Origin of the sequence: Maridesulfovibrio sp., from assembly GCF_963677005.1 — a bacterium.
GTDB lineage: Bacteria > Desulfobacterota > Desulfovibrionia > Desulfovibrionales > Desulfovibrionaceae > Maridesulfovibrio.
Genome location: NZ_OY781616.1, coordinates 59,315 through 83,846, shown reverse-complemented (window position 1 = coordinate 83,846; position 24,532 = coordinate 59,315). Strand labels below are relative to the sequence as shown.

Here is a 24,532-nt window from a genome sequence, read left to right as displayed (position 1 = left end):
TAAAATTTCGGTTTTTCCCGCCTAATTCATAAAACACCCTCCGGAACAGTTAGACTAGCGGCCTGCGGCCGATGAGCCCGGAAAACCGTTGTCCTTTCTTGAGCGCTGAAGCATACCTGCATAAACCCGCGCAGATGTACTCTCCTGCGATAAACGCGAATACCCTTTGCGGGTCCGCGACTCTGACAGGCTAACCTTTTGGTAGGAAACGGTTCTCACATGTCCCTTGTGGGAAATTTCTCAATGCGATCCGTCAGGGACCGCACCTTACCAACCTCCGAGAACCATCTTCCAGGTCAAATGCCTTTTGCTGCTCAAAAAAAGTCTTCGTAATCTCCGGACATCCCCCTTGTTGAATAAATTCTGATTCTATCTGCCGGGTACGATGCAACGGATATGCCTGTTTTCTGGGCGGCGTTTATTTATTTATGAAAATTTTAGGTAAGATGTTGTTTAGACAGAATTTTTAATTCTAAATACTTATTAATGTTTTCTAAACATTACGAAGACAGCCCTAAAAGAGGAAAGTTCTGCCCCCTGCCGGACGGCAAAAGATTCCGCCAGGCAAAATGCTTCGAAAAGAGAATGTGCGGGTTGTGGTGTCATTCACGGATTTCACAAAGTTATTATCAATATAATTATTTACATAATAATTGTTCATAAATACTCTTGCATTGATACATCCGCGGCTGCTTTCACAAAGATATTTTTATAATTCCCGCCTACCATACGTAAAAATGAAGACCAGAAGCATTTACAAACTGAATAACCGCATCAGAAATTACATCTGCCTGTTTGTCGGTATTTTCATAGCAAGCTCATTGCTTGCCGCAGTTCTTTTTTTCTGGTCCCTTGCCAGTGAAGCCAAGGAAAAAGCCGAAACATGGACCAACTACTTTACTGACAGAATGCTTTTTCTGGAAAGCGCAGCAACCTCGCAGACCACCTTTGAACATGGTCTTGTCTCGGTTTTAAAAATTTCACCTGCCGGTAAGATTCTGGACAGCCACCCTTTCCCTGCAGAAATAAAATCAATCCGTGGTTCCGATCTGTACACTGACATAAGCAGGCTGCATCCGGGAGATACAAGAATCCTGAAAGCTCCAGTCCCGGGCGAGAATACGCTGGAAAGAATATACCTTGTAAAAAGGATGGACAGTTGCTTCATCCTTGCCGAAATTCCCTACGCCACACTCCTGCCCAGCGGACCGCAGAAACTTGCATTATGCATCAGGACTCTTTCCGGGGACTGCATATACAAAAGTCAAAAAAGATGTTCCCTGCACAAAACCAATATATCCGGGCTCAGTTTTTCCGGTATGCATGCATTTGCAGCCGCCCGGACCGGCACGGAAGAATTCGGCGGCCTGACAGTAACCGTGGCTCAGGACATCTCGGTGGAATTCTATTCCGGAATACTTCTCATAACCCTGACTCTCAGCTGCCTGGCCATTTTCATTAAGCGCTCCGCCTACCTGACCTGGGATCTGGCAAACAATGAAAAGGATTTTGAAAAAATCGGTGAACTGATGGGACGGGTCTCGGAGAACCCGGCCAAGAATATGAACAGCCTTTCCGCAATTGAATACAAGGCTGAAAAAATCCGATCCGTGGACTGGCAGGCGGAAGCAGACAGCATGGCGTTCACCGAGAACAAGGACTACATAATCGCCACAGCTTCGTTTGCCCGCAACATCCTGATCCTACTGGATAACATGTCCGAACACTCACGGGAACTCTCCAGGTCCAGAAAGCGGTACATGGATCTGGTTCAGCTTGCGCGCAGTATTATCCTCAGAATGGACAGGGAAGGTAATTGCACTTTTTTCAATGAATACGCACAGAGTTTTTTCGGATTCACGGAAAAGGAGATGCTCGGAAACAACATTGTGGGAACGATCATCCCTAAAACGGAAAGAGGTGATTCGGAACTGGAAAAACTGATTGATTATCTGCTGAAATATCCTGAAAACATGCCGACCAGTACCAATCTCAATATACGTAAGGATGGAAGCTCGGCATGGATTTTCTGGACCAATACACCCGTATTCGACAATCAGGGACGGCTGACAGAAGTTCTTTCAGTAGGAATTGATGTGACGGAGCAGAAGCAGGCCGAAGAAGAGCTTGAAAAAACCAGAAACTATATCCGCGATATCATCGACTCAATGCCGTCAGTTATCATCGGACTGAATGCAAGCGGGCGCATAACCCATTTTAATTCCGCAGCGCTGCCACTGGCGGTAATGTCGGTTGAAATGATTGAAGGAGCGGAAGTAGGGGAAGCCTTTCCGGACATAGCCAGATACGAGGAACGGATTAAAGGGGCTATTAGAACAGGAGTTGCCGAGACCGGAATAAGGACAGAAGACGTGCTTCGCCCCGGAACATTCCAGGAGATAATCATTTATCCGCTCACCGGAGGAGCCGGGGGAGCGGTCATACGCATTGATGACATAACTGAACGCGTCCGCATGGACGAAATGATGATCCAGACTGAAAAAATGATGTCCATCGGCGGGCTGGCCGCAGGCATGGCCCATGAAATAAACAACCCGCTTGGCGGAATTCTGCAGGGCATACAGAATATAGTCCGCCGCCTTTCACCTGACCTTCCCGCCAATATTAAAGCCGCCGACAAAGCAGGCTGCAGAATGGATGCAATTGAAACATATATGGAAGACCGTAAAATTTTCAGGACCCTGGAAGGCATTACCGACTCAGGAGTCCGGGCAGCTGAGATAGTTTCAGGAATGTTGGAGTTCAGCAGAAAAAGCGATTCACGCAAGGCTCCGGGTGATCTGCGCCTGATAATGGACAAGGCGGAAGTATTGGCCGCTCAGGACTATGACCTTAAAAAGAGTTATGATTTCAAAAGCATAAAAATAACAAAAAAATATGCCGAAGATCTCAATATGGTAAAATGCACCGCTACTGAAATAGAACAGGTTTTCCTCAACCTGCTGCGCAATTCAGCTCAGGCCATGGCGGAATGGAAAGAAATGGAATGCATACCGGAAGTAACCGTAGAAATGCGCAATCAGGGCAGAATGGTTATCTGCTCTGTTTCCGACAACGGCCCGGGCATGAACGAAAAGACCTGCAAGAGAATTTTTGAGCCGTTCTATACGACCAAAGCGCCGGGTTCCGGAACCGGGCTCGGTCTTTCAGTTTCCTACTTCATTATTACCAGTAATCATCTGGGAAAATTTCAGGTCCGCTCAACTCCGGGCCAGGGTACGGCGTTCACCATCACACTTCCGGCATTGCTCATGTCCGGGACAGCTATCCAGCCGAAAGGCTGATAACACAGCAATCAAACTACGACAGCTAATCAGACAGCTGCATACGTTTCTTGACCCGCATTATACGTTCATACGACCTGCGGATACGTCTTTCGGAAATTCTGCCCTCATGAACAAGTTCTCTGATTGTGTCCACGGCCCTTATACCCGGATTGGGCTCGTACGTAAGATTGTTGCCGAGCAGAATTATATCCGCACCGGCATTCACGGCCTTTAGAACAGCTTCCTTGAAGCCGTAAATATTGCTGATGGCCCCCATGCCCATATCATCCGTTATCACTATGGAATCGAACCCCATGTCCCCGCGCAGCAGATCGCTTATTACTCTGTGGGAAAGGGTGGCGGGGTTGTCGGGATCAAGTTCGGCATTGAATATATGGGCTGTCATCACCATATCAGTTCTGCCGTCACGAATAAGTTTTTCAAAAGGCAAAAGCTCTTCCCTGCTCCAGGTTCCGGTAACGTCCGTAAAACCTTTATGGCTGTCCCCTTCAGAACTTCCGTGGCCGGGAAAATGTTTGATGCAGGAAAGGACACCCTCCGAATGCAACCCTTTGATAAATGCCTCTGCTAAAACAGCCACCGTTTCAGGATCATTGGAAAAACTGCGCTGCAGACCCGCAATAACCGGATTGCCAGGGTTGCGGTTAACATCAACTACCGGCGCGAAATCAAGATTCAGTCCTTCTTCTTTCATGGTCCGCCCGATAAGCTTTCCGGAGCGGAAAGCGGCCCCGGGATCGCCGCTGTTTCCTATTTCGGCGGCTGACATGGTAGCAGGAAAACCGTTCTCCGGAGACAAACGGGAAATTCTCCCGCCTTCCTGATCCACGGCGATAAAAAGCGGAATTTCGGCATAGCCCTGCAAGGAAGCGGTCAAAGCCTTCAACTGAGCGGGGTCGGCAATATTGCGCACGGGGCTGCTCAAAACACAATCCTTACTGAAAAGGATCACCCCGCCTACACCGGCCCTGATATCATCGGCAACGGGGCTGCCGGGACCGGCATCCAGCCCCCTGAATCCGACCATGACCATCTGGCCTATCATCCTATCCAGTTCGTCGGTGTCGGAAACGTTCCCGTTCGCGTGCAGCGAGCAGCCAGCAACCAGAAGAACCGTGACAAGTAGCAGGAAAGCCAATCTCTTCATTTTATTATTCTCCGTAAAAAATCAGGATGCCGAATCAGAAGAAAAACGTTATATTGATCATCCCGGTCATTGGCAAGCAGGCATACCGATATTGCCACCCGCATTGATTTGCTATACACGTGGTTTGCCGAGTTCGTAACGCACACCTACTACAAGGAAAGAATATGTCGGAATCAGCACTGCAAAAGGTAATTGAACACGCCAGAGCCGGACTTGAAGTCAGAGAGGCTTTTTTTGCGCAGTATTCGCAACTTGTTGTTGATGTATCCAGAGCCATGGCCGTGCGTCTGGCGCAGGGTTCCAAAATACTGTTCTGCGGCAACGGCGGCAGCGCGGCAGACTGCCAGCACCTGGCTGCGGAACTTGTAAACAGGTTCAAGCTGGAACGCCCGCCGCTGCCCGGCATTGCCCTGACCACAGACACATCAATACTCACAGCCATCGGCAATGACTATTCCTATGAAATGGTCTTTGAGAAGCAGGTTCAGGCCCTCGGCGCTCCGGGTGATGTCCTGATAGGAATAAGCACTTCCGGAAGCAGCCCGAACGTAATAAGCGCGCTCAAGGAAGCAAAACGCAAGAACATGGTAACAGTAGGCATGACCGGACTGAGCGCCGGAGAAATGCTACCGATCTGTGACCACATCATAAGTGTACCCAGCCGGGACACGGCAATCATTCAGGAAGTACACATAGCCGTCGGGCACCTTTTCTGCCACCTGATCGACCATTTTCTGTTTGAAGCCGTCACCGAACTGGAACCGTACCTGACATCGGAATAAACGGCTATCAACGGACAGGAGAGTCATAACTCATGAAAATACTGGTAGTTGAAGACAGCAATACCAGCAGAATGTATCTCCGGGAAATCCTCCGGGACGTCACCGGCAGGGACACGGAAATAGACTGTGCAGCCAGCGGCGAAGAAGCTCTTGAAAAATACGAACAGGGCCGACTGGCCGGAAAGAGCTATAATCTCATTTTCATGGACATAATCCTTCCTGGAATGGACGGCTTGCAGGCGCTTGAGAAAATCAGGGATATCGAACAGCGCAACAAACTCTCCGAAGAAGAAAAGACCAAGGCAATAGTGACTACAGCGCTGGACGATGATGCCAAAGCCACCAGGGCTTTTTTTCAGTGCGAAGCCATTTCCTACATTACAAAACCTATCACTATAGAAAAGATCAGAAGCGAACTGGACAAATTCGGATTGATCTAGAGGTTGAAATGGACGGACTCACTCTTGCGTTCATACCTGTGGCTGCCGTTCTTACCGTAACTCCGGGGGCAGACACCATGCTGGTAGTCAACAACACCCTGACCAGATCAACCGCTGACGGCATATGCACAGTTGCCGGAATAAACGCGGGGCTGATAGTTCACGCGCTTGCCTCCGCCTTCGGGCTGTCAGTAATACTCATGCATTCCGCCACGGCATTTGAAGCTGTAAAGCTGGCCGGAGCACTATACATCATCTATCTGGGCATACAGTCCCTGCGGTCCAGCCGCTCGCCGGTGATCGAAGACGCTTCTTTCGCAAAAGGCAGCAAGGGAATCACAGCATCGGTACGCGAAGGCTTCCTGACCAATGTACTGAACCCGAAAGTAGCCGTATTCTACCTTGCCCTGCTCCCGCAGTTCATTTCGCCGGGCGAAGATATCCTGCATAAATCACTCCTGCTCATGCTTATTCATGTCTGTCTGGGAATCACATGGTTCTGCATCGTTGTTTTTTCTCTGGGCAGAATGCGTCACCTTATCTCCGGTCCAAAATTCAGAAAAAGGCTGGAAGCTGTTTCCGGCATTATTTTCATTGCCCTCGGTCTGCGCATGGCACTGGACCGGAGCTGATTGAATCGAAAAGTCCAAGAACATCTTCGCTCACAATACCAGCCCCATAAATACTCTTTGCGTAAGACAAGAGTGTCTTTTCCGATTTGTGTTATGTTACTTGTCAGCAACAAAAACATGAATATTCCATTACAAATTGCAACATAAACCTGCAGCCCAATGAGCAGCCAATAGTTTGGTACATACTTATCCAGCATGTTCACTGCATTGGTAAAACAAACCAGCACAATTCTTCAGCATAAGCTCTGCTGATTCTATCCGACAACAATGGATAATACGTATTTTATTCCTCCCATCGCAAAACTCGACAAACAATCCTCTGCATATTTTAAATATCATTTAAAACATCTTGTTACAGAATGCGTAAGCAGCCTGCGTAAAAAGTAGGTACCCCTAAGCAAAAACACAAAAATTCTTTTTAATTCAAGCAAGATATAAGAATAAGCATAATATCATTGACTTTATTTTTTCAAGAACATCCGTTTCTTGCACCCTTCCAGTACTGATGTTATTGTGCTCCCATGCCATTATTTTACCCTATTTCTCTTTCTTCAACCAGAAATAGAATAATGCATCTTGCAGCATGTGCTGTACTTCTAGCACTGTTTCTTGTCCCTTATGACGATATAAGGACGGAGCGGATTCGCGCATTCGGTGAAAAATCCGCTGTAGGAACGGTAATCGGCAAACAGCGCCATGCTGAAAATTCCGGTTCGCCCGGAAGCAGTATTACGGACTACCTGATCCGTTACAGGTTTGTTGACCCGTCCGGCCTCCCGAGAAACAGGGAAGCCCGTGTTGATGAGGACTTCTGGAAGGAAATTGTGCCTGGGGATAGTGTAGTAGTACATTTCGCGAAGGCGGCACCGAGGGTATCCCGTGTCGAGCATGAGGTGGAAAGCAGCGTGGTCAGGTTTCTGGCCAGGTTTTCAAGAGCGGATGTACCTTGACCCGTTAAAGCTCTTTAAGGAGCCGGAAGATTAAGGCTCTTTAAATTATTTGAATTATTCCGCAGACCCTCTTGGGAAACAGGTGACGCGCGGATAATACAACGTAAACACGGACCAGGAGTTGTCTATGTTCAGGAAGTTGTCTTTCCAGGCGAAACTGATGAGCGGGGCGGTCTGCATCATATTGTCGACCATCATTCTCATGACTGGAATCAACCTTTATAAAGTGGAAAATTCTCTGTACGACCTCGGGAATACTTCCATGAAATCAATCGCCCAGAGCGTGCATTCCGTAATGGAAATGCAGAACAATATACTGCTCGACAAGGTTAAATCCGATATTGATATTCTGGATAAGAAGATTTTTTCAATGGGATTCCCCAAGCTCAACAAAAGAGCTCCCATCACAACAACGATTACCAATCAGGTCACCAGGCAGACCGAGACAATAACCATACCGTCCCTTGAATTCGGGGGGCTGGCCATTAACGGCAAATTCGACATTGTTGACGATCTCCAGAAAAGTGTCGGCGGTACAGCCACAATATTCGAGGTTCTTCCTGACAAGCTTTTACGTGTTTCCACTAACGTATTGAATAGTGATGGAAACAGGGCTGTGGGAACGTACATCCCGAGCAGCAGCCAGGTATACAAATCCGTAATGGCAGGAAAAACCTTTTTCGGCATGGCGTACGTAGTGAACGGATGGTACATCACCGCCTACAGACCGCTTAAAGACCTTCGCGGCAACATAGTAAGCGTAATCTTCGTGGGCCGCAAAATACTCACCCCGGAATTCAAAGCTTCCGTGCTTTCCTCAAATGTCGGTGGTAAGGGATATGCAACCATATTCAGCCACAACGGAGAAACCCTGCTCCACCCCACTCTGACAGGGAAAAGCATGAAAGACGCCCATTTTTGGCCGCTGTTCGAAAAGACCAAAGAAGGCTCCGTCGAATACGAATACGAGGGAGACAGCAAGACCGCCTACATCACCTACTTTGAACCATGGAACTGGTCTTTTGCCTTTATAATGAACAAAAAAGACATGGCCCACGGAGTGGACAGAGAGATATTCATCGCCAACGTGGTTATCGCAGTTGTTACCATGATCATTTCGGTCTTTGTCATGCTGCTTCTACTCAGGACAACAACCAAACCTCTGCTGCAACTCTCCAACTTCACTGCAAAAGTGGCTGACGGAGATTACGAAACAGACCTTGAATATTATGCCAATGACGTCATCGGGCAGACCATAGACTCTGTCAAAAACATGGTCGCGGAACTCAAGAACAAACTTGGATTTTCCGGCGGCCTGCTCAATGGACTCCCGCAGCCGTGCATAGTGGTCGATCTTGACCGGAAGATAACCTTTGTAAACAAACACCTGCTGGATGAATTCGGATTTTCCGGCACACCGGAAAGCCATCTCGGACAGAATATCAACGCGCTGATCAGTGACACTGCCATAACAGGTACAACTGAAAACTGCATCCGTGAGGACAGAGAATTCACAAACATTGAAGTGACCGGAAAGACATCGTCCGGAGCGACATTCTATGCAGTTATCGATGTAACCCCCCTTCATGACCTGGACAACAAGCTCATCGGAGCGTTCATGATCATGAATGACGTAACCGCCATGAAGGAAAACGAAAAGGCAGTAACGGCTCAGCGCGACACAATTGCCGCCACTGCCCGGCAGGCCGATGACATTTCCGACCAGCTCTCCTCCGCCGCGGATGAACTTTCCGCACAGGTGGAAGAATCCCGCAGAGGTGCGGAAGTCCAGCAGCAGCGCGCCAGTGAAACTGCAACAGCCATGGAACAGATGAACTCGACTGTCATGGAAGTCGCCCGCAGCGCCGGTGAGGCCTCTGAAAATGCCAAGACAACCAGAGAAAAAGCCGTTGAAGGACAGGATCTGGTCGGCAAGGTGGTCAATTCCATCAAAGCCCTTGAAGCCAACTCCGAAGAACTCAGGGGCAGCATGGAAGAACTCGGAGCACAGACCGACTCCATAGGTCAGGTCATGAACGTGATTACCGATATCGCCGATCAGACAAACCTGCTGGCCCTGAACGCAGCCATTGAGGCCGCCCGTGCAGGTGAAGCTGGACGAGGTTTCGCCGTTGTAGCTGACGAGGTGCGTAAACTGGCAGAAAAAACCATGGACGCCACCAAGGAAGTCGGCCAGGCAATCACATCAATCCAGAACAGCACAAAGGCCAATATTTCAGCCACTGAAACCGCAGTTGAATCCATCGTTGAATCAACTGATCTGGCCTCAAGATCAGGAGAGGCCCTGGACGAAATCGTTCAGATGGTTGAAATATCTGCAGACCAGATTCACGGGATTGCAACAGCTGCTGAACAGCAGTCCGCTACAAGTGAGCAGATAAGCAGGGCTACCGAAGAAATAAACGTGATTTCAGCGGAATCAGCTGAAACCACCATACAGTCGGCACAGGCTATTGCCGAGGTTGCCAAACTGGCTTCCCAGATCAAAAAACTGATCCGCGACATGCAGTCCTGAACATAGACAATTTATCTGTAAGGACAGCCCCCCGGATCAACAGCAGATCACTGAACAATATCTCCTAAAAACACAAAGAGTCCGGAACCGTAATTAGTTAGCTCATTACGGTTCCGGACTCTTTCGCGTGGTAAGCGGCAGAACAGACATCACTCTTTCTCAAACTAAATTCATTACAAAATTTTTTTTCCTACCCGTTAATCTGAATTATTGATAAATACTTTTTTTAAGTGATTTATTTGCTAACTGGATATATCATTATAAATGACAACTCAGGTACTAACAAAACATTAAATTTGATCCGCCGATATGGACCTAAATTTCTACCCGGAACCAGGGAGGTACATCATGTCAAAAATTTCGCCTCTGCATTCTGTAGCAGTGAAAACAACTCTACTCATAGTCGTGGCCCTGAGTCTTGAAGGATTGTTTTTTTCACTGTTTACAAACCACAGTCTGGAGAAATTCATTGAATCCAGTTCGGCGGAATATCGTGTCGAGATTGAAAACGGGGAAAAGAGCAAGCTGCACGATTCTGTCGAACTGGCATACGGGGTAATCAAATCCTACTATGATCGCTCTCAGAACCTTGAAGCTCTCAAAGAACAGGAAGCTGCAAATCTCAAACGGATAATCGATACTGTGACCACGCAGGTTAATTCCATATATCAGAGGTTCGACGGAATACTGCCGCCGGAAGTGATAAGGGAAAGGATCAAGGCCGTAGTCGAAGACGCGAAATATGACGGCAACAACTACATCTGGATTCACGACATGAATAACAGGATGGTGGTCCACCCGAACAAATCCCTTGTGGGCAAGGATCTGTCCGGCTTGAAGGACCCCGCGGGAACCCTTGTAATCGCCCAGATGACCGATCTGGTCAAAAAGAAAGGTGAAGGGACGGCCTCCTACCTCTGGCCGCGTCCGGGAGAAAAAAAGGCCAAGCAGAAAATTTCCTACGTAAAACTCATCCCTGAACTGGGCTGGGTTGTAGGGACAGGCTCATGGGTGGAAGACATTACCGCCCAGATGAAGCAGGAAGCCCTTGCTCAGATAGCCAAAATGCGCCTTGGGGATGACAAGTATTTCTGGATCAATGATTACGGTCCGCGCATGGTTATGCATCCTTTGAAACCCGGACTGAATGGTAAAGACATATCCTCTGTTAAGGACAGCAAGGGGAAGAACCTGTTTGTTGAAATGGTAGACGAGGTCAAGAACAACAACGGAGAAGGCTTTGTCAAATACTGGTGGGACAATCCTGCCACCGGTAAGGAAGCTCCGAAAATTTCTTTCGTCAAGGAATTCAAACCCTGGGGCTGGATCATTGGAATGGGAGTCTACGTGGACAACATAGACACCGTAGTTACCCGCCAGCGGGATTCATTTGATGCGGCAATCAGCAGTATTGAAATGGACACAACCATCTTTGACCTGATCTTCATAGTTATTGCTGCCGCAATATGTATTCTGGTTATCCGCCAGGGCCTGAACAAACCATTGGCTAATCTGGTTGATTTTTCATCCAGAATTGCAACAGGAGACCTGGAAAGCAGCCTGTCCGGAAAGTTCAAAGGAGAGATGGAAACCCTGAAGGTATCCCTTGAACACATGGTCCGGACTCTCAAGAACAAAATTGCCGAGGCAAACAAGCTGAGCGAACAAAGCAGGCAGGAGACATTAAAGGCTCAGGAAGCAAGTGAAGAAGCGCAAAAAGCAAAGGATGAAGCGGAAAGAGCAAAGGTTAAGGGCATGCACGAAGCAGCGGACCTGCTTGAAGGGCTTGTAAGCGACCTTTCAACCGCGTTCAGTGAGCTTTCAGCCCTGGTGCAGGAAGTGACCCATGGCACAGAAAACCAGCAGCAGCGTGTATCCGAAACCGCCGTGGCCATGGAAGAGATGAATGCAACTGTCATGGAAGTTGCGCGAAGTGCGGCTCAGGCAGCTGAAAGTGCGGATCTGACCAGGAAGAACGCCGAAGACGGTTCCGAGATTATGGACAAGTCGGTGGAAGCTATCCTGACTATAAATTCCCAGACAACCGAACTGCAGACCAACATGAACGAGCTCGGCACTCAGGCCGAGGCTATCGGCAGCGTCATGAACGTCATTACCGATATCGCCGACCAGACCAACCTGCTGGCCCTCAATGCCGCAATTGAAGCAGCCAGAGCAGGGGAAGCCGGACGAGGATTTGCGGTTGTCGCCGACGAAGTCCGCAAGCTGGCTGAAAAGACCATGGACGCGACAAGGGAAGTAGGGGAAGCAATAAACAATATCCAGAGAGGAACGGCAGGGAACATAGATCGAGTGAAGAATGTCGGCATAGCCATGGACAAGGCTTCCGACTTCGCCAATGAATCGAAAAATTCTCTGGGGCAGATAATTGAAAACGTGGCTTCCACATCGGACCAGGTCCGCTCAATCGCCACAGCTTCCGAACAGCAGTCACACACCAGTGACGAAATCAACCGGGCCGTGGACGATATAAAACTGGTGTCCGGCGATACGGCTGAAGGAATGACTCAGGCCAGTCTGGCCATAGACGAACTTGCCAAACTGTCCCTGGACCTGCAGGAACTGATAACCAAACTCAGGGACACCGAATAATCCGACATAAGAAACTCCCGGTTCCCACGAACCGGGAGTTTTTTCTTTAAAGACAGCAGACCTCGCTTTCGCAAGTGTCAGCTGTCGGCATCAACTGGAAAAATGTAAATGCATCCGGTCAGAAGAACAAGCCTGACCACGCTACCCCATTCTGCGTTGCAGCAGGACAAAATCAGCCACAGTCAGCATGACCATTGCCTTAAGCACCGGAACAATACGCGGAATGGCACAGATGTCATGCCTGCCCCCCACTCTTATCTCCGTGGCATTGCCTTCCCTGTCTACAGTACGCTGAGGTTTGCTGATGGACGGGATCGGTTTGACATAGGCACGGGCAATAATATCCTGTCCACTGGAAATTCCCCCCAGAACACCGCCGGCATTGTTGGACAGAAAACCACTATCATCCATGAAATCATTGTTCTCGCTGCCGAGGGAATCCGCAGCCATGAATCCGGAGCCTATTTCAACCCCCTTGACCGCTCCCACAGACATGAGAGCATACGAAAGGCGGGCGTCCAGCTTATCAAAAACAGGTTCCCCCAGTCCGGCAGGAACGTTGCGGACACGGACCTCCACAACTCCGCCGAGAGTATCTCCCTGCGAACGAACTTCCTTTATACGCTCTTCCCATTCAATCACGACCTCCGGGTCGGCTGAAAAAAACGGCAGTTCATGCGCTCTTTCGGGGCAGATCACCGCTCCTCCGATCCCGCCGATTCTAGCGGTATAGGCCTGACATTCAATGCCCAGCTTGCGCAGAAATTCCTGCGCGACCGCACCGGCCGCCACACGGGAGACGGTTTCCCTTCCGGATGCGCGGCCCCCGCCGCGATAATCCCTGAACCCGTATTTGGCGTCAAAAGTAAGGTCTGCATGACCGGGCCGATAGACGTTCATTATTTCGGAATAATCTCTGGAACGCTGGTTGGTATTCTCTATATGAAAACCGATCGGAGTCCCCGTGGTCCTGCCTTCAAACACCCCGGAAAGCAGCTTAACCCGGTCGGCCTCCTTGCGGGCTGTGCCGGCAATACCGTTTCCGGGCTTACGCCTGTCGAGTTCCAGCTGGATGATTTCCTCGTCAAGCTCTATACCTGCAGGACAGCCGTCAATGACTCCGCCCAGACCGGGGCCGTGCGATTCGCCATAGGTTGTAACTCTGAAAATGCTCCCGAATGTATTACCGCTCATCTACTTATCTCCTCTGTCAAATGACTCAAAGTGCGTGCTTATCTGATCGCAAACATCGTCAACCGGGGCCGCCCCGTCGGCAACAAGGGATGAACAGGAGACGTACAGAGACTCTCTGGCCTCAAGGACTTCCCTGATCTCTTCGGTCAGAGGCTTGCCGGTAAGCGACGGCCGCTGGCCGTGTTTCGGATCGACCATGAGGCGGGCTGCCAAAACTTCTTCATCGGCCTTGATGTAGACCGTATATCCCGCCATCAGCACTTCCCGATTCTCTTCACGCAGCACTATTCCCCCGCCGCAGGAAATAACAGCGTCATCTCCGGCTGCAAGGTCGGCAAGAACGGCTGCTTCCAGATCCCTGAATGCGTCCCATCCGTTCTTTTCAACATACCGGGCAATTTCGCAACCGGCCCGCTCCACAATCAGAATATCGCTGTCGTAAAATTCCCGTTTCATCTTTTGGGCCAGGGCTCGTCCGGCAGTGGTTTTGCCGCAGGCCCTGGGGCCGATCAGAAAAATATTTGGCACATCGTCTCCTGTTGCTCGGAGTGAAAATATGTTTTGTTTTTCAAGTACATTTAGTAAAAGGAAATCAGTTTTCGATAAGCAGATAACAGCACGATTACATACTGTACGGGATTTTCCGGAAACATTCGATGCTGGCAGGAACTGGTCGAGAAACCGAAAACAAGAATAGAAAAAGCACACGTGCCGGACTTAGATCAGACGGACGGCCCGCTAACGAAACAGGCCGGACGGTAACCTGCGGCCAGCCCAATAAAGCGGATTTGCCTCCCGTTTGTCAAGCACAGGAGAAAACCATGAGCAAAATCATGTTCAAATTAATTGCATGCGTACTGACCGTTTCGGCATTACTTACTTTTACTCCTGCGGCAAAGGCCGAAACGACCACTGAAACATGGATGAACATGGTCCAAAGCCTTGCAGAAGACATAGACGAACAGCAAAAGCTCGTTGAAGACCTCTCCCGATATGCGCCGGAAATGATCAGGCACTTCGATGCCAGAATGCTCACAGCACAGAACAGGCTCGACCAGCTCAAGGTCCTTCGGGGGCTGGCAAAGCGGACACCATGGTCCTACCGCACAGTCCTTATGCAGCTTGACGATGTACGTGCTTACGTGCTGCGAGCCAAAACGGAACTTTTGATCGAAAAAAACCGGCTGAAAAAAATCAAAAAGGATTTTGACGTACTTTCCGGAATTCATTTCAAAAGCAGACTTACCGACGACAGGTTGAAACTGCTGCTTGAAAAGACGAAAGAAAAATACATAGAGGTACGTGAAAACGCTGCGGAACTGAAAAAGAATCTGGATTCTGCTCTGGCCCGTTCCGATGAACTTCTTGCCAACACAGAATCAAACAGGGAAGCGACCTCTGGATACTACGCCCAGTCACTCCGGGACTACTATTTTGAGCCCGGACTCAGCCTGCTTTCATCCACATCCTGGCCGGATATCAAATACTCCTTTGACGACTGGAAACATAATTATGCCAAATTCTACCACCCCCTGATCGTATGGGTCCACTGGGGAGATTTTCTTACATACCTTGCCATCATAACCATCGGCCTGTGGCTGTTCCTGCGCCAAGGGGTAAAGCGCCTGCTCAGACGCCCTGCTTTCGGTGATCATGGCCTCTCCTGCTACAATTTCGGGCTGATCATGATCTCGCTTGGTATCGGCATGTACATCGCCCGCTCGGTGACCCTTTTTACCTCCAACCAGATAACCGGGCTGCTCTGGTCTGAAGCCATCACACTGGGGATCATAACCTGCGCCCGCAATTTTCTCTGGGCCAGAGAAAAAACAAAACCCACTCCGCTGATATACAGCCCCATGTTCACACTATGGTGTCTGATGACCGCCGGGGACTTCATGCACATAATGACCCTGCCCATGGACTGCATAGGGGTGGTATGGTTTTTCCTGAGCCTTGCCGGATTCGCATTCATGCAGATCAACCGGCATAAATTCAGACTCGGCATAACCAGATCCACATCCAAAGCCAACAGGACTGTCCTCGCCGCAGGATGCTTGATTTCTCTCTTCGGCTTCGGCACACAGGCGATGATTCTTACCCAGCTGTGGTTCATGCTGCTGATTACCCTGCAGATCTGCTCGGCGCTGAAAATGATCATGGTCACAGATCGGATTCCGGAAGCTATTCCAGCCGTGCCCGCTTCTGAAGAGGAGCAGGAAAAGCCGGATGAAGAACAACTGCTCAAACAGGAAGAATCGCGGCAGCAGGCCAGAAGGTACAACCAGATGGTCCAGTTGTTCTACCCTCTTTCCGTATCCATCATAATTTTCCTTTTCCTGTGCTGGACAACAGCCTACATGGGCGGGATTCCGTTTGCCCATTTCGTATTCAGGCATATGGATGTCAACATTGCCGGCGCAGACATATCCCTCAAGAGCCTGTTCTACATCATGATCCTGTTTTTCTCTTCCAGGCTGGTACTGTTCTGGCTCAAGAGTTTTGTTACCAACACCTCCATAGGCGGACGCAAGATAGAATCATCGCTGGCCCACACATTTTCAACCATCGGGTCCTATATTGTCTGGGTGGTCTTCCTGCTTTCATCTTTCTTCCTCATGGGCATCCCCATGTCGGCCCTCACCTGGATAGCCAGCGGCCTTTCCATCGGAATAGGTTTCGGACTCAAGGATATTGTAAGCAACTTCGTCAGCGGGCTGATCATACTTTTCGGCGGGTCCATCAAAAAGGGAGATACGCTGCAGTACAAAAAGATGATCGGTAAAGTCGTGGACGTATCCATCCGCAACACCACAATAAAGACACTGGACAACAGCATGATAATCATCCCCAATTCCAGTTTTCTCAAAGGGGAGATCATCAACCTGAACTATCAGGATACCCGCATCAGGGTAACTTTACCGCTCACTCTTGTTCCCGGATCGAAAATAAAGAAAGCCACCAAAATCATAATGAAGGTGGTACGGAAACACCCCAGAGTACTCTCAGAACCGGAACCGGAAGTTTTCTTCAAAAGATTCGGGACATTCGGACTTGATTTTGAAATTTATTTCTGGGTAAACTGCTTCGAAGATCAATACCGGACTGAATCCGAGATCATGAACGAACTGGACGAAAAATTCCAGGGAAAGAAAATTAAAGTCGCTTTCAGGACAATCAAGACCAAATACAAGCCACTTGGAGACGAAGCAGCGCAAATTGCAGCCCAACGCGAAGCCCTGAAGGAAAAACGCAGGCTTTACGGCAAGTGCTTCCGTTCGGCGGCACTGCGCAAGCACCGCACACTTAATAAAATAGAGTTGGATACACCGGAGTAGGAACATACAAACGGGCTTACCAAAATCAGGTTGCTCAAAAACATATTAAGAGAGGTCTTATGCGTATTTTGCCAATCATCCTTTTTTTATTGTTTACGGCCATTCCCGTGCACGCCTCCAAGTGCGAGGACAATTTTCTAACAGCACGGAAATATTTTTCCAAAGCCCTTACACTCATTAATAACGAGGAATATGGCAAAGCATATTACCCCGCCCGTTCCGCAATTTCATATTTCCAAAAGGCCGAACGCTACTGCGACTCCCGTAATGCGCAGAGTGCAAGAAAACAAAGACAGTCGCTGCAGGAAGTCTTGCCTGAACTCAAGGTACAGGCGGAGATGGATACAGCAGATCGGTTTGCTGCAGAAGGTTACAAGCTGCAAAGAAGCAAAAAATATGCACAATCCGCTAAGGCTTTTGATGAGGCAGCAAAGCACTTTGCTAAGGTCTTGGAAGATTTAGACGAAAAAGAGACAAGACGACGAGGTCTGATGAAGGCCAGAATGACCAATGCTCAATTAGAAGCCTTAAAATCCCGCAAATGGATGGAGGACAATTAGGATCGCCGCTACCCCGAATAAACTGGAAACACTCTCGGTTGACTTGACTCTGTCTAATACTCACTAATAATTAAACTTTAAAAATAAATTCTAATAATGCACTCAAATCAAGTCCTGGCCTGAACCAGAAAAAACTCCCGTAAAAGGGAGTTTTTTCTGGTTCAGGTAATTTTATTGTCTAGTAAGGTAGAAACCACTGCAATCCCTGCATCTTGGCGGGAATGGGTTTTTCCTCCTGCTCGTCGTTAATCTTATCCCAGCATTCCCTTTCCTCTGCGATCCATGAAGGCCGGGACAAACGGATGGAGTTGCCGTCGTTTATCGAATCATCGTCCCCGCTGAAATGCTGCAGGATCAGGCTGATGTTGCCGTACTCATCGTTTAGCGACCACTTCCAGACCTTCAAAGTCCCGAACGGGTTGCCGCGCCAGTCGTTGGGCTTGCCGAACCGTTTTTCGATCTTTGAATAAATCTTGTTGAAAAAGTCCATACTGCCGTCCGCATACTTCATCTTCATGCGCAGTATGATATCCTTTCGTTTGCAGTTGCCGACCACGACATATCCGCCCCGGTAGCCTTCCATGTCCCGCACAGCTATTCGCTTGATGTACTCTTCCTGCCACGGAGAGGCGACAGAATCCATATCAAGCAGTGAATGAACGGAAGAAATGTTGTTTCCGATCGTTATGCCGGCAATGGACTCCGGAGCATTCTGCGATGCCATGGCAATTGAAGAAACAAGAAGCATGGCGACAATAACGGAAGCTAAAAATACTCTTTTCATCAAATTATCCTGTATTGCAATTAAACGTCCGCACTAGATGAGTGTGAGCCCTATCCCCGTACTGCATCCGGAGCATCCGCTGTTAAAATTGGCTATGAATCGCTCTTCCCAGTTACTGATCATATCCACCGTGGCCTTGAGAAACTTGCGGCTGATCTCGGGATACTGTTCCTGGGCTTTTTTGAATTTGTCGCTGGTCAGCCTTATGCAGACGCAGTCCGATATGGTTTTAAGGGTGAAAAGACGTTTGGAATCGCCTATGAGGGAAAGCGCCCCCACAAAATCACCGGCCTTGAAAGACTGCACCCTTGTGTTGCGGATATCCAGATATGCTTCCATTTCCCCGCTTATGATGTAGTAGGCCGAACGGTCCACATCTCCGCTGACAAAGACATCATCCCCGGCCGGAAACTTCTCACGGACACAAAGATAAGCGATCAGTTTCTGGGCTTCAAGTTCCAAACCTGAAAAATAGGGTATTTCCCTCATTATCTCCAAATTTTCCTGATATTCACTCGTTTCTGCTGCCATGACTAATGTGCTCCGTGTACAAGTTCATAAAGGAGGCCTTTCCTGGCCATAAGTTCTTCATACGGACCGACTTCCATAAGCTTACCGGCCTTCATCACCGCCACCTTGTCATAATTCTTGATCGTATCAAGCCTGTGGATGACAGAGATAAGGGTGGATTTGCCTTTCCATTTCGTTTCAAGGAGTCCCTGAATACGGTTCTGGGACCTGTTGTCCAGAGCGGAAGTGGCTTCGTCCATAATCATGATGGGCGGATTCTTGAGGAAAGTACGGGCGATGGCCAGCTTCTGACGTTGTCCGCCGGAAAGCTTGTCCCCTTTTGTGCCGACCTCGAACTCCATGCCGAGTTCCACCACGGTTTCAAGCAGGTCTTCTTCGATCAGCAACTGGATCATGGACTGGTTGATGGTGTCCTGAACCTTGGGGTGATCGGTCTTGGGCTTTCCGAAAAGGATGTTATCCAGAATGGTCTGCGAGGGGATGAACTCGCTCATCTGGAAAAAGCTGAACTTCTCGGGACATTCCTCGCTGACCTTGGAATTGAACATCTTGCGCCCATCGAGAATGAGTCCCCTGAGCACGGCAGGGAGAGCCACGATTTTGTGTTTTCCCGGAACAAATCCCAGCGCCAGAAGCAGAATCATCTGCCGATCACGCCCATCAAGTTCCTGAAGAGTCTTGTTTTCACTGCGCGAAACAATCTGTTTGTATTCCTCAAACTCTTCCGACGGAATGGGGCTCTGCTCGAAAAAAACCTCGTCCGGGGGAAGATTGCCCAGAATATCGACAGTCTGCCTTGCAAGCTCCCGTCCCAGACTCAGCAGCGGAGTCTCAAGCTGCGCCTCTCTGAGAAAATTCAGAAAATACTCATTGCTGACAAGTTCACGCCCGGCAAAGGAACCGTCATTGGCATGCCCGAAGGTTATGTTGCCGGCAACGTTTGAATATTCCAGATATTCGCCCTCGCGGTAGAATTCCACGTGTTCGGCCAGCCTGTCGCCGAAATCGGAATGGAAGTTTTTACGCACACGCACCAGACGCTCTGAAAGCTCGGCTTCCTTATCCGGATCAAGGAGGCTGTTCAGGCCGAACCGTAGAACATCAACGAATATTCCGGCCTGCTGGATAGCTTCAATCATATTGTCCCGGGTCGGCATCCTGGATTCCGCTTCAGGGTCTCCCTCAAGCACGGCCGCACAGGAGTAGAGCAGGTTATCCTTGATGGAGCCTGCAAAAATGAAGGGAGACTGAGCCACAATACCGACATTATGAACCATGTCGGCCTTGGTCAGGTTATCCACTTCGTAGCCGTCGATCTTAACGGACCCTCCGGTGTACTTGTACAACTGCGATACGCATTGAGCCAGTGTACTCTTTCCACTGCCGGAAAAACCGACCAGAGCCATCTGTTCCCCGGGTTTGAGATGCATATTTATCTGCTTGAGCAGCCGGACATTACCTGAAACGGTAAAACCGAGATTCTGTACTTCAATATCCCCCTTGAGGACAACCGGTTCGCGACCTTCCGGCTCAAGCTCGAATTCCGGTTTGCAATCAAAATATTCCATTACCCGGTCGTAACGCACCGAGGCGTCGTTATGTACCTGGTAAAAATCCATCAATTCCTTCCATGGATCGTAAATTTTTTCATATGCCGAAAGGAAGGCGACAAGGGCACCGAGGTCGAAACGGCCCTGAATGGCAAGATAACCACCAACAATGAACAAAAGGAAAGGTCCGAGAGCCTGAAAAAAATTGTTCAGAACCTTGATGCCCTGTTTATAGAGAATCCAGGTGATTCTTATTTTGAAAAGCCTGTCAACGAAGTTGCCGTATTTCCGATTTTCAATGCGGTAGGAGCCGTTCCCGTGAATCTCATGGATACCGGAAATGGTTTCATTTATAAGGCTGCTGAGATTTCTGGTGGTGTCCACCCTTTTCTTGTTGGCCTTGTTGGATTTCCTCTGGAGCTTGGGGACAAGATAGAGAACAAACGGATACAGAGCGATGGAAATGCCGGCCATAATCGGATTCAGGAAAAACATGTATCCGGCAAAAGCGATCAGGGTCAGCAGGTTGGTCACCGGAACGGCCACGGACTGCCCGACGTACTCCCCTGCCGGAGCAAGCTCGGTTACAAGTGAAGAAACCACCATCCCGGGGTTGGCCTTGCGGAAGTAGCCAAGCGGCAGGGTAAGGATATGGGCGTACAATTCCTTGCGCATGGCAGCCAGCGATTCCTGGCCGATATACGTCTGCAGCACTGTTATGAGGTACTTCAGCAGACTGGCCGAAACAACCGAAGCAATGTAAAATCCGCAATACATGAAAAGCAGATCAACCTTGCGCATGCTTATGGCCTGGTTGATGATCTTCTTCTGCATTTCAAGTGGGACCAGCCGGACTCCCACAGTGAAGAAAATGACAACCAGCAGTATAAGCTGCAATTTAAGGTTGCTGTTCTTCACCCAGTAGGTAAGAGGGCGTTTGGTGATCATCAAAAACTCCTGTTTGTTCACTATATGCAAAAGCCTTCGGCCTTGCTTACATAATACGACAGCATACGATTGTGTTCACATTGAAATACCGTGTACAAAAACAAAAGCACATTGAACACAGTACACCGGTTTAAGGAAATGTAAAAGATCGTATCGTATTAAAGTCAAAGTAAGTTTCAAAAATTTATTACCTTTTTGTTGACGCAGCGACAAGGGTTTTCTAACTTGAGAGTGGTTAAATCGCATATATGTCCACAATTGAGAAAACAGGGGATAAGGTCTTGGTGACTAGACAGGAAGCGCAGGGCGAAGACTGTGTCGTATCTCAATTTTCGCTGAAATCGGATATTTCCGAATTGAAAGTGCTTGCCGAAAGAATTGAATGCTTCGGCGAGGAGAACAGTATCTCCCCCAAAACGGTGTTTGAGCTCAATCTTGTGCTGGACGAACTTTTCACCAATCTTGTGAATTACGGCTGCCACCGGGAGTCCCACAGTTTCGATATAACGATTCTGTTGTCCGGAGGAATACTGCGTATATACATTGAGGATGACGGAAAGCAGTTCAACCCGCTCAGGATGGCGGAACCGGAAATCTCATGCGACTGCATGGAACGCAAAATAGGCGGGCTGGGGATTCATTTCATGCGTAAGATGATGGATGAAGTTGAATATGCATGGGAAAACGGAAAGAACAAATTGAAGTTGACCAAAAATATTCAATAGTTTTATGCTGACTGCGTAAAGGCAGTCCGCAAAACTGAATTACATATCTTAAATTATTTCGCGGAAGCAGCTCAAAGCAGCCGCAAAAGAAACCGGGTTGATTACGGAGGAGACAATGGGCCTGGAAGTTGGTGAAATAAAAAATGACGGAATAATTACATTCGAACTCAAAGGACGCCTTGATTCAAATACATCAAATGATTTTGAAGAAAGGCTGCTCGGCTCCATACAGAACGGGGAAAGCAGGATAATCCTTGATTTTGAAGATCTTGAATACATTTCCAGTGCAGGGCTGCGTGTTCTGCTCAAGGCGGCAAGAGAACTCAAGGGCGGAGACGGCAAGCTGATGCTCTGCGAACTCAAGGACTACATCAGGGAAGTATTCGACCTTTCCGGGTTCGTGTCTTTCCTGCCCATATACAGTACGCGGGCGGAATGTGTTGCCGCTCTCTAACTGAGAACGCCGTCAGGCCCGTCAGACGGGCTTATCTGAATATAATACCGGCTTCCTGTCCGTATTCTGCGGGCAGGAAGTTTTTTTCATAATAACCGATCGGTACAATGGAGGGTTGTATATGAGCGGTCTTTTTACTTCACTGGCAGTCATGTTGTCCCCCACGGGGCTTGCCGCAGCGGGGAACGGAGCCGGAGCAGGCGGTGTTGCATTCATGGCCGCTCTGGCTGTTGCGGCTTTTGCTTCCTTCTTTACTGCCGCAGGGATGGAAAATCTGGGCAGCGGCAAAATCAGGGCCACACCTGTGGACGGATTCGTTTTCGGCTTTCTGGATTCAGCAAGGCTGTTCACCATTACCCTCCTGGCAGCCTCATGGCTGGGCATGGCCGGAAATACCGTGAGCGAAATCTTCGCACCATGGATGCCCGCTCAGGCTGCCGGATTCATTCTTCTCGGACTTACGGTAATAAGCTGTTTTATCGCTGACGAAAACGGCGCGGACGTGTTCACCTTCTGCCTGACCATTGGCGTGTGCGCCTTCATCTATGTCATGGTCATGTCTGTTCAGCCTGCGGATTCAGGAGCGGGCTACCCCACAACTATTCCGGCCCTTTTTCCGACAGCACTCCCGGAAAATCTTTCCACTTCAGGTATGGCCGGATGGCTGCAGATCATATTTCTGGCGGCGTTCGCTTTTGCCGGATTCGAGATGCCTACGGCTTTTGAAAACAAGGCAGCACGGGTCATCCCTGCGGTTCTGCTGGCACTGATTGCCTTTATCCTTTTCTGCTGGTCGGCACTGCTTATCGTACCTGCCGGGGAACTGGCCGAGAGCAGCACGCCGTATCTGCTGGTGGCTGGAAGCGGTCTTGGAGAACTGGGTAAATACCTAACCGGCGGAGCAGTCGTGCTGGCAACAGTGGCCGCACTGCTCGGTTTCTACATGCTGGCCGGAAAACGGCTGGAATCAATTCTGGCTGAAGACTATCAGATGCACGCCACCAAAGGTGCTGCTGTAGTCCTTGCTGTAGCTGTCGGCTTATTATTCGGCACAGAGTTTGAGGCGGAAACGACATACGAAACCATGCTTGCGGCAGGATTGTGTTTCTGGTTCGGAACCTATGTGCTTACGGACCTGCTTCACATGTCCGGAAAAATGCGCACGGGCAGGAAAATTTCCGCTTTGATCACGGATATTCCCGGATTGCTGCTCCATACCGGCGCAGCAGCCTTCTGCATCATGAGCATTGAACTTCACGCCCTTTTTTATTATGCGTTGGGCGGTCTGGCTGTAGCCGGGATTATTTTCGGGCTGGGAACCGGAATCTGTTACAGACCGGCACCGGAAATTACCGATGAATCAGAATTCGATGAATATGATCAGACGTTGGATTCAGAAGAAACCGCTCCGGAAAGTGAAGACGAATCTCTCAATATAGTAGATTACAGATAGCCGGTGCAGCAGAGCTAAAAACTGCAGACAATGCTCAGTCGGCCTCAATGGCAGTTTCGGACATTGAGCGTCCGACAATTCGACAAAATACACAAAAGGTGAACCGGCCTGACGCCGGAATGAGGAAGGAGAATATAATGGATAACGGTTATGCGGAGAGTATTGCCTCCGACATCATGCAGATGCTTGAATCAGCCAGGGAAAGCGGCCTGAACATGAACAGCGGCTTTCAGAATGACGCTTTCAAGGCGGAACATTTTTCTTTCGGATACCTCTTTTATCCCCGCGAAATGCTTCTGCAGGTCCCGCATCTGCCGCAATCTGTGCGCAAAAAAGTTAAAAAATCAAATATACTCGGTCTCGTTGATGTGGAAGGCAAAAAGGTAGGCATCCATCTGGTCTGCTCCCTTGCCAAGGGATTCGACGACATCGAATCGGCAGAAGACATTCTGGCCGGAATCAACGGCAAGGAACTGATGGATTTCAAGGAACAGATCGCCGGAATACTTCACAAGGACCTTGTAGGGAACATCGAAGATAAAAATACCGAAGAGTAATGCCGCAACCGGCAACACTGATTTTCGTTA

At 49.1% G+C, this 24,532-nt stretch carries 19 protein-coding genes; 13 read left to right on the top strand and 6 right to left on the bottom strand.

Going from position 1 to position 24,532, the window contains the following annotated elements; genetic code table 11:
• The first annotated feature begins 737 nt into the window (after positions 1-737).
• Complete coding sequence (locus ACKU4E_RS00365) at positions 738-3,305, top strand: PAS domain S-box protein (protein ID WP_320169107.1); 2,568 nt, start codon at positions 738-740, stop codon at positions 3,303-3,305.
• 25 nt (positions 3,306-3,330) lie between these two features.
• Here the strand turns inward: ACKU4E_RS00365 and ACKU4E_RS00360 are convergent, their stop codons facing one another.
• Complete coding sequence (locus tag ACKU4E_RS00360) at positions 3,331-4,455, bottom strand: glycoside hydrolase family 3 protein (protein WP_320169106.1); 1,125 nt, start codon at positions 4,453-4,455, stop codon at positions 3,331-3,333.
• Between the two features lie 164 nt (positions 4,456-4,619).
• Here ACKU4E_RS00360 and ACKU4E_RS00355 point away from each other — a divergent pair, with 164 nt between their 5' ends.
• The 6 genes from ACKU4E_RS00355 (at position 4,620) to ACKU4E_RS00330 (ending at position 12,408) form a co-directional block, all read left to right on the top strand.
• Positions 4,620-5,237, top strand: a complete 618-nt coding sequence (locus ACKU4E_RS00355; protein WP_320169105.1) for a D-sedoheptulose 7-phosphate isomerase — start codon at positions 4,620-4,622, stop codon at positions 5,235-5,237.
• 32 nt (positions 5,238-5,269) lie between these two features.
• Positions 5,270-5,677: a response regulator gene (locus tag ACKU4E_RS00350; protein ID WP_320169104.1), complete on the top strand. Its 408-nt coding sequence runs from the start codon at positions 5,270-5,272 to the stop codon at positions 5,675-5,677.
• Between the two features lie 8 nt (positions 5,678-5,685).
• Positions 5,686-6,309, top strand: a complete 624-nt coding sequence (locus ACKU4E_RS00345) for a LysE family translocator (protein ID WP_320169103.1) — start codon at positions 5,686-5,688, stop codon at positions 6,307-6,309.
• A gap of 569 nt (positions 6,310-6,878) precedes the next feature.
• Positions 6,879-7,259 (top strand): hypothetical protein, encoded by a 381-nt coding sequence (locus tag ACKU4E_RS00340; protein ID WP_320169102.1) that lies wholly within the window; start codon positions 6,879-6,881, stop codon positions 7,257-7,259.
• Between the two features lie 127 nt (positions 7,260-7,386).
• A complete protein-coding gene (locus tag ACKU4E_RS00335) occupies positions 7,387-9,795 on the top strand; it encodes a Cache 3/Cache 2 fusion domain-containing protein (protein ID WP_320169101.1) in 2,409 nt (802 codons plus the stop codon).
• 348 nt (positions 9,796-10,143) lie between these two features.
• Positions 10,144-12,408, top strand: a complete 2,265-nt coding sequence (locus tag ACKU4E_RS00330) for a cache domain-containing protein (protein WP_320169100.1) — start codon at positions 10,144-10,146, stop codon at positions 12,406-12,408.
• Positions 12,409-12,549: 141 nt separating this feature from the next.
• On the opposite strand, the gene aroC is transcribed toward ACKU4E_RS00330, so the two are convergent.
• Both aroC and aroL read right to left on the bottom strand, forming a co-directional pair.
• Positions 12,550-13,602: a chorismate synthase gene (gene aroC / locus ACKU4E_RS00325; protein ID WP_320169099.1), complete on the bottom strand. Its 1,053-nt coding sequence runs from the start codon at positions 13,600-13,602 to the stop codon at positions 12,550-12,552.
• Positions 13,603-14,130 (bottom strand): shikimate kinase AroL, encoded by a 528-nt coding sequence (gene aroL, locus ACKU4E_RS00320; protein ID WP_320169098.1) that lies wholly within the window; start codon positions 14,128-14,130, stop codon positions 13,603-13,605. It abuts the gene before it with no gap.
• Positions 14,131-14,423: 293 nt separating this feature from the next.
• On the opposite strand from aroL, the gene ACKU4E_RS00315 reads away from it, so the two are divergent.
• Positions 14,424-16,940: a mechanosensitive ion channel domain-containing protein gene (locus ACKU4E_RS00315; RefSeq protein ID WP_320169097.1), complete on the top strand. Its 2,517-nt coding sequence runs from the start codon at positions 14,424-14,426 to the stop codon at positions 16,938-16,940.
• 59 nt (positions 16,941-16,999) lie between these two features.
• Positions 17,000-17,500: a hypothetical protein gene (locus ACKU4E_RS00310; RefSeq protein WP_320169096.1), complete on the top strand. Its 501-nt coding sequence runs from the start codon at positions 17,000-17,002 to the stop codon at positions 17,498-17,500.
• 178 nt (positions 17,501-17,678) lie between these two features.
• Here the strand turns inward: ACKU4E_RS00310 and ACKU4E_RS00305 are convergent, their stop codons facing one another.
• The 3 genes from ACKU4E_RS00305 to ACKU4E_RS00295 are packed head-to-tail and all read right to left on the bottom strand — an operon-like array spanning position 17,679 to position 21,313.
• The gene (locus tag ACKU4E_RS00305; protein WP_320169095.1) at positions 17,679-18,284 is read right to left on the bottom strand and encodes a hypothetical protein; all 606 of its coding nucleotides are present in this window, start codon (positions 18,282-18,284) and stop codon (positions 17,679-17,681) included.
• 33 nt (positions 18,285-18,317) lie between these two features.
• Positions 18,318-18,815 (bottom strand): cyclic nucleotide-binding domain-containing protein, encoded by a 498-nt coding sequence (locus ACKU4E_RS00300; RefSeq protein ID WP_320169094.1) that lies wholly within the window; start codon positions 18,813-18,815, stop codon positions 18,318-18,320.
• A gap of 2 nt (positions 18,816-18,817) precedes the next feature.
• Positions 18,818-21,313 carry an ABC transporter ATP-binding protein/permease gene (locus ACKU4E_RS00295; protein WP_320169093.1) on the bottom strand — a complete coding sequence of 832 codons (2,496 nt, stop codon included), beginning with the start codon at positions 21,311-21,313 and terminating at the stop codon, positions 18,818-18,820.
• Between the two features lie 284 nt (positions 21,314-21,597).
• Here ACKU4E_RS00295 and ACKU4E_RS00290 point away from each other — a divergent pair, with 284 nt between their 5' ends.
• From ACKU4E_RS00290 to ACKU4E_RS00275, 4 genes are all read left to right on the top strand, one after another.
• A complete protein-coding gene (locus ACKU4E_RS00290) occupies positions 21,598-22,038 on the top strand; it encodes an ATP-binding protein (protein WP_320169092.1) in 441 nt (146 codons plus the stop codon).
• Between the two features lie 115 nt (positions 22,039-22,153).
• A complete protein-coding gene (locus tag ACKU4E_RS00285; protein WP_320169091.1) occupies positions 22,154-22,492 on the top strand; it encodes an STAS domain-containing protein in 339 nt (112 codons plus the stop codon).
• 121 nt (positions 22,493-22,613) lie between these two features.
• Positions 22,614-23,945: an APC family permease gene (locus tag ACKU4E_RS00280; protein ID WP_320169090.1), complete on the top strand. Its 1,332-nt coding sequence runs from the start codon at positions 22,614-22,616 to the stop codon at positions 23,943-23,945.
• Positions 23,946-24,082: 137 nt separating this feature from the next.
• Positions 24,083-24,502, top strand: a complete 420-nt coding sequence (locus ACKU4E_RS00275) for a hypothetical protein (RefSeq protein ID WP_320169089.1) — start codon at positions 24,083-24,085, stop codon at positions 24,500-24,502.
• Positions 24,503-24,532 lie beyond the last annotated feature (30 nt).

Bases quoted from the DNA above. Each gene is read 5' to 3' on its own strand.
- ACKU4E_RS00305 (WP_320169095.1), bottom strand. From the start codon at position 18,284: ATGAAAAGAGTATTTTTAGCTTCCGTTATTGTCGCCATGCTTCTTGTT.
- ACKU4E_RS00365 (WP_320169107.1), top strand. From the start codon at position 738: ATGAAGACCAGAAGCATTTACAAACTGAATAACCGCATCAGAAATTAC.
- ACKU4E_RS00360 (WP_320169106.1), bottom strand. From the start codon at position 4,455: ATGAAGAGATTGGCTTTCCTGCTACTTGTCACGGTTCTTCTGGTTGCT.
- ACKU4E_RS00300 (WP_320169094.1), bottom strand. From the start codon at position 18,815: ATGGCAGCAGAAACGAGTGAATATCAGGAAAATTTGGAGATAATGAGG.
- ACKU4E_RS00340 (WP_320169102.1), top strand. From the start codon at position 6,879: ATGCATCTTGCAGCATGTGCTGTACTTCTAGCACTGTTTCTTGTCCCT.
- ACKU4E_RS00275 (WP_320169089.1), top strand. From the start codon at position 24,083: ATGGATAACGGTTATGCGGAGAGTATTGCCTCCGACATCATGCAGATG.
- ACKU4E_RS00315 (WP_320169097.1), top strand. From the start codon at position 14,424: ATGAGCAAAATCATGTTCAAATTAATTGCATGCGTACTGACCGTTTCG.
- ACKU4E_RS00350 (WP_320169104.1), top strand. From the start codon at position 5,270: ATGAAAATACTGGTAGTTGAAGACAGCAATACCAGCAGAATGTATCTC.
- ACKU4E_RS00330 (WP_320169100.1), top strand. From the start codon at position 10,144: ATGTCAAAAATTTCGCCTCTGCATTCTGTAGCAGTGAAAACAACTCTA.
- ACKU4E_RS00345 (WP_320169103.1), top strand. From the start codon at position 5,686: ATGGACGGACTCACTCTTGCGTTCATACCTGTGGCTGCCGTTCTTACC.
- ACKU4E_RS00355 (WP_320169105.1), top strand. From the start codon at position 4,620: ATGTCGGAATCAGCACTGCAAAAGGTAATTGAACACGCCAGAGCCGGA.
- aroC (WP_320169099.1), bottom strand. From the start codon at position 13,602: ATGAGCGGTAATACATTCGGGAGCATTTTCAGAGTTACAACCTATGGC.
- ACKU4E_RS00280 (WP_320169090.1), top strand. From the start codon at position 22,614: ATGAGCGGTCTTTTTACTTCACTGGCAGTCATGTTGTCCCCCACGGGG.
- ACKU4E_RS00310 (WP_320169096.1), top strand. From the start codon at position 17,000: ATGCGTATTTTGCCAATCATCCTTTTTTTATTGTTTACGGCCATTCCC.
- ACKU4E_RS00335 (WP_320169101.1), top strand. From the start codon at position 7,387: ATGTTCAGGAAGTTGTCTTTCCAGGCGAAACTGATGAGCGGGGCGGTC.
- ACKU4E_RS00285 (WP_320169091.1), top strand. From the start codon at position 22,154: ATGGGCCTGGAAGTTGGTGAAATAAAAAATGACGGAATAATTACATTC.
- ACKU4E_RS00295 (WP_320169093.1), bottom strand. From the start codon at position 21,313: ATGATCACCAAACGCCCTCTTACCTACTGGGTGAAGAACAGCAACCTT.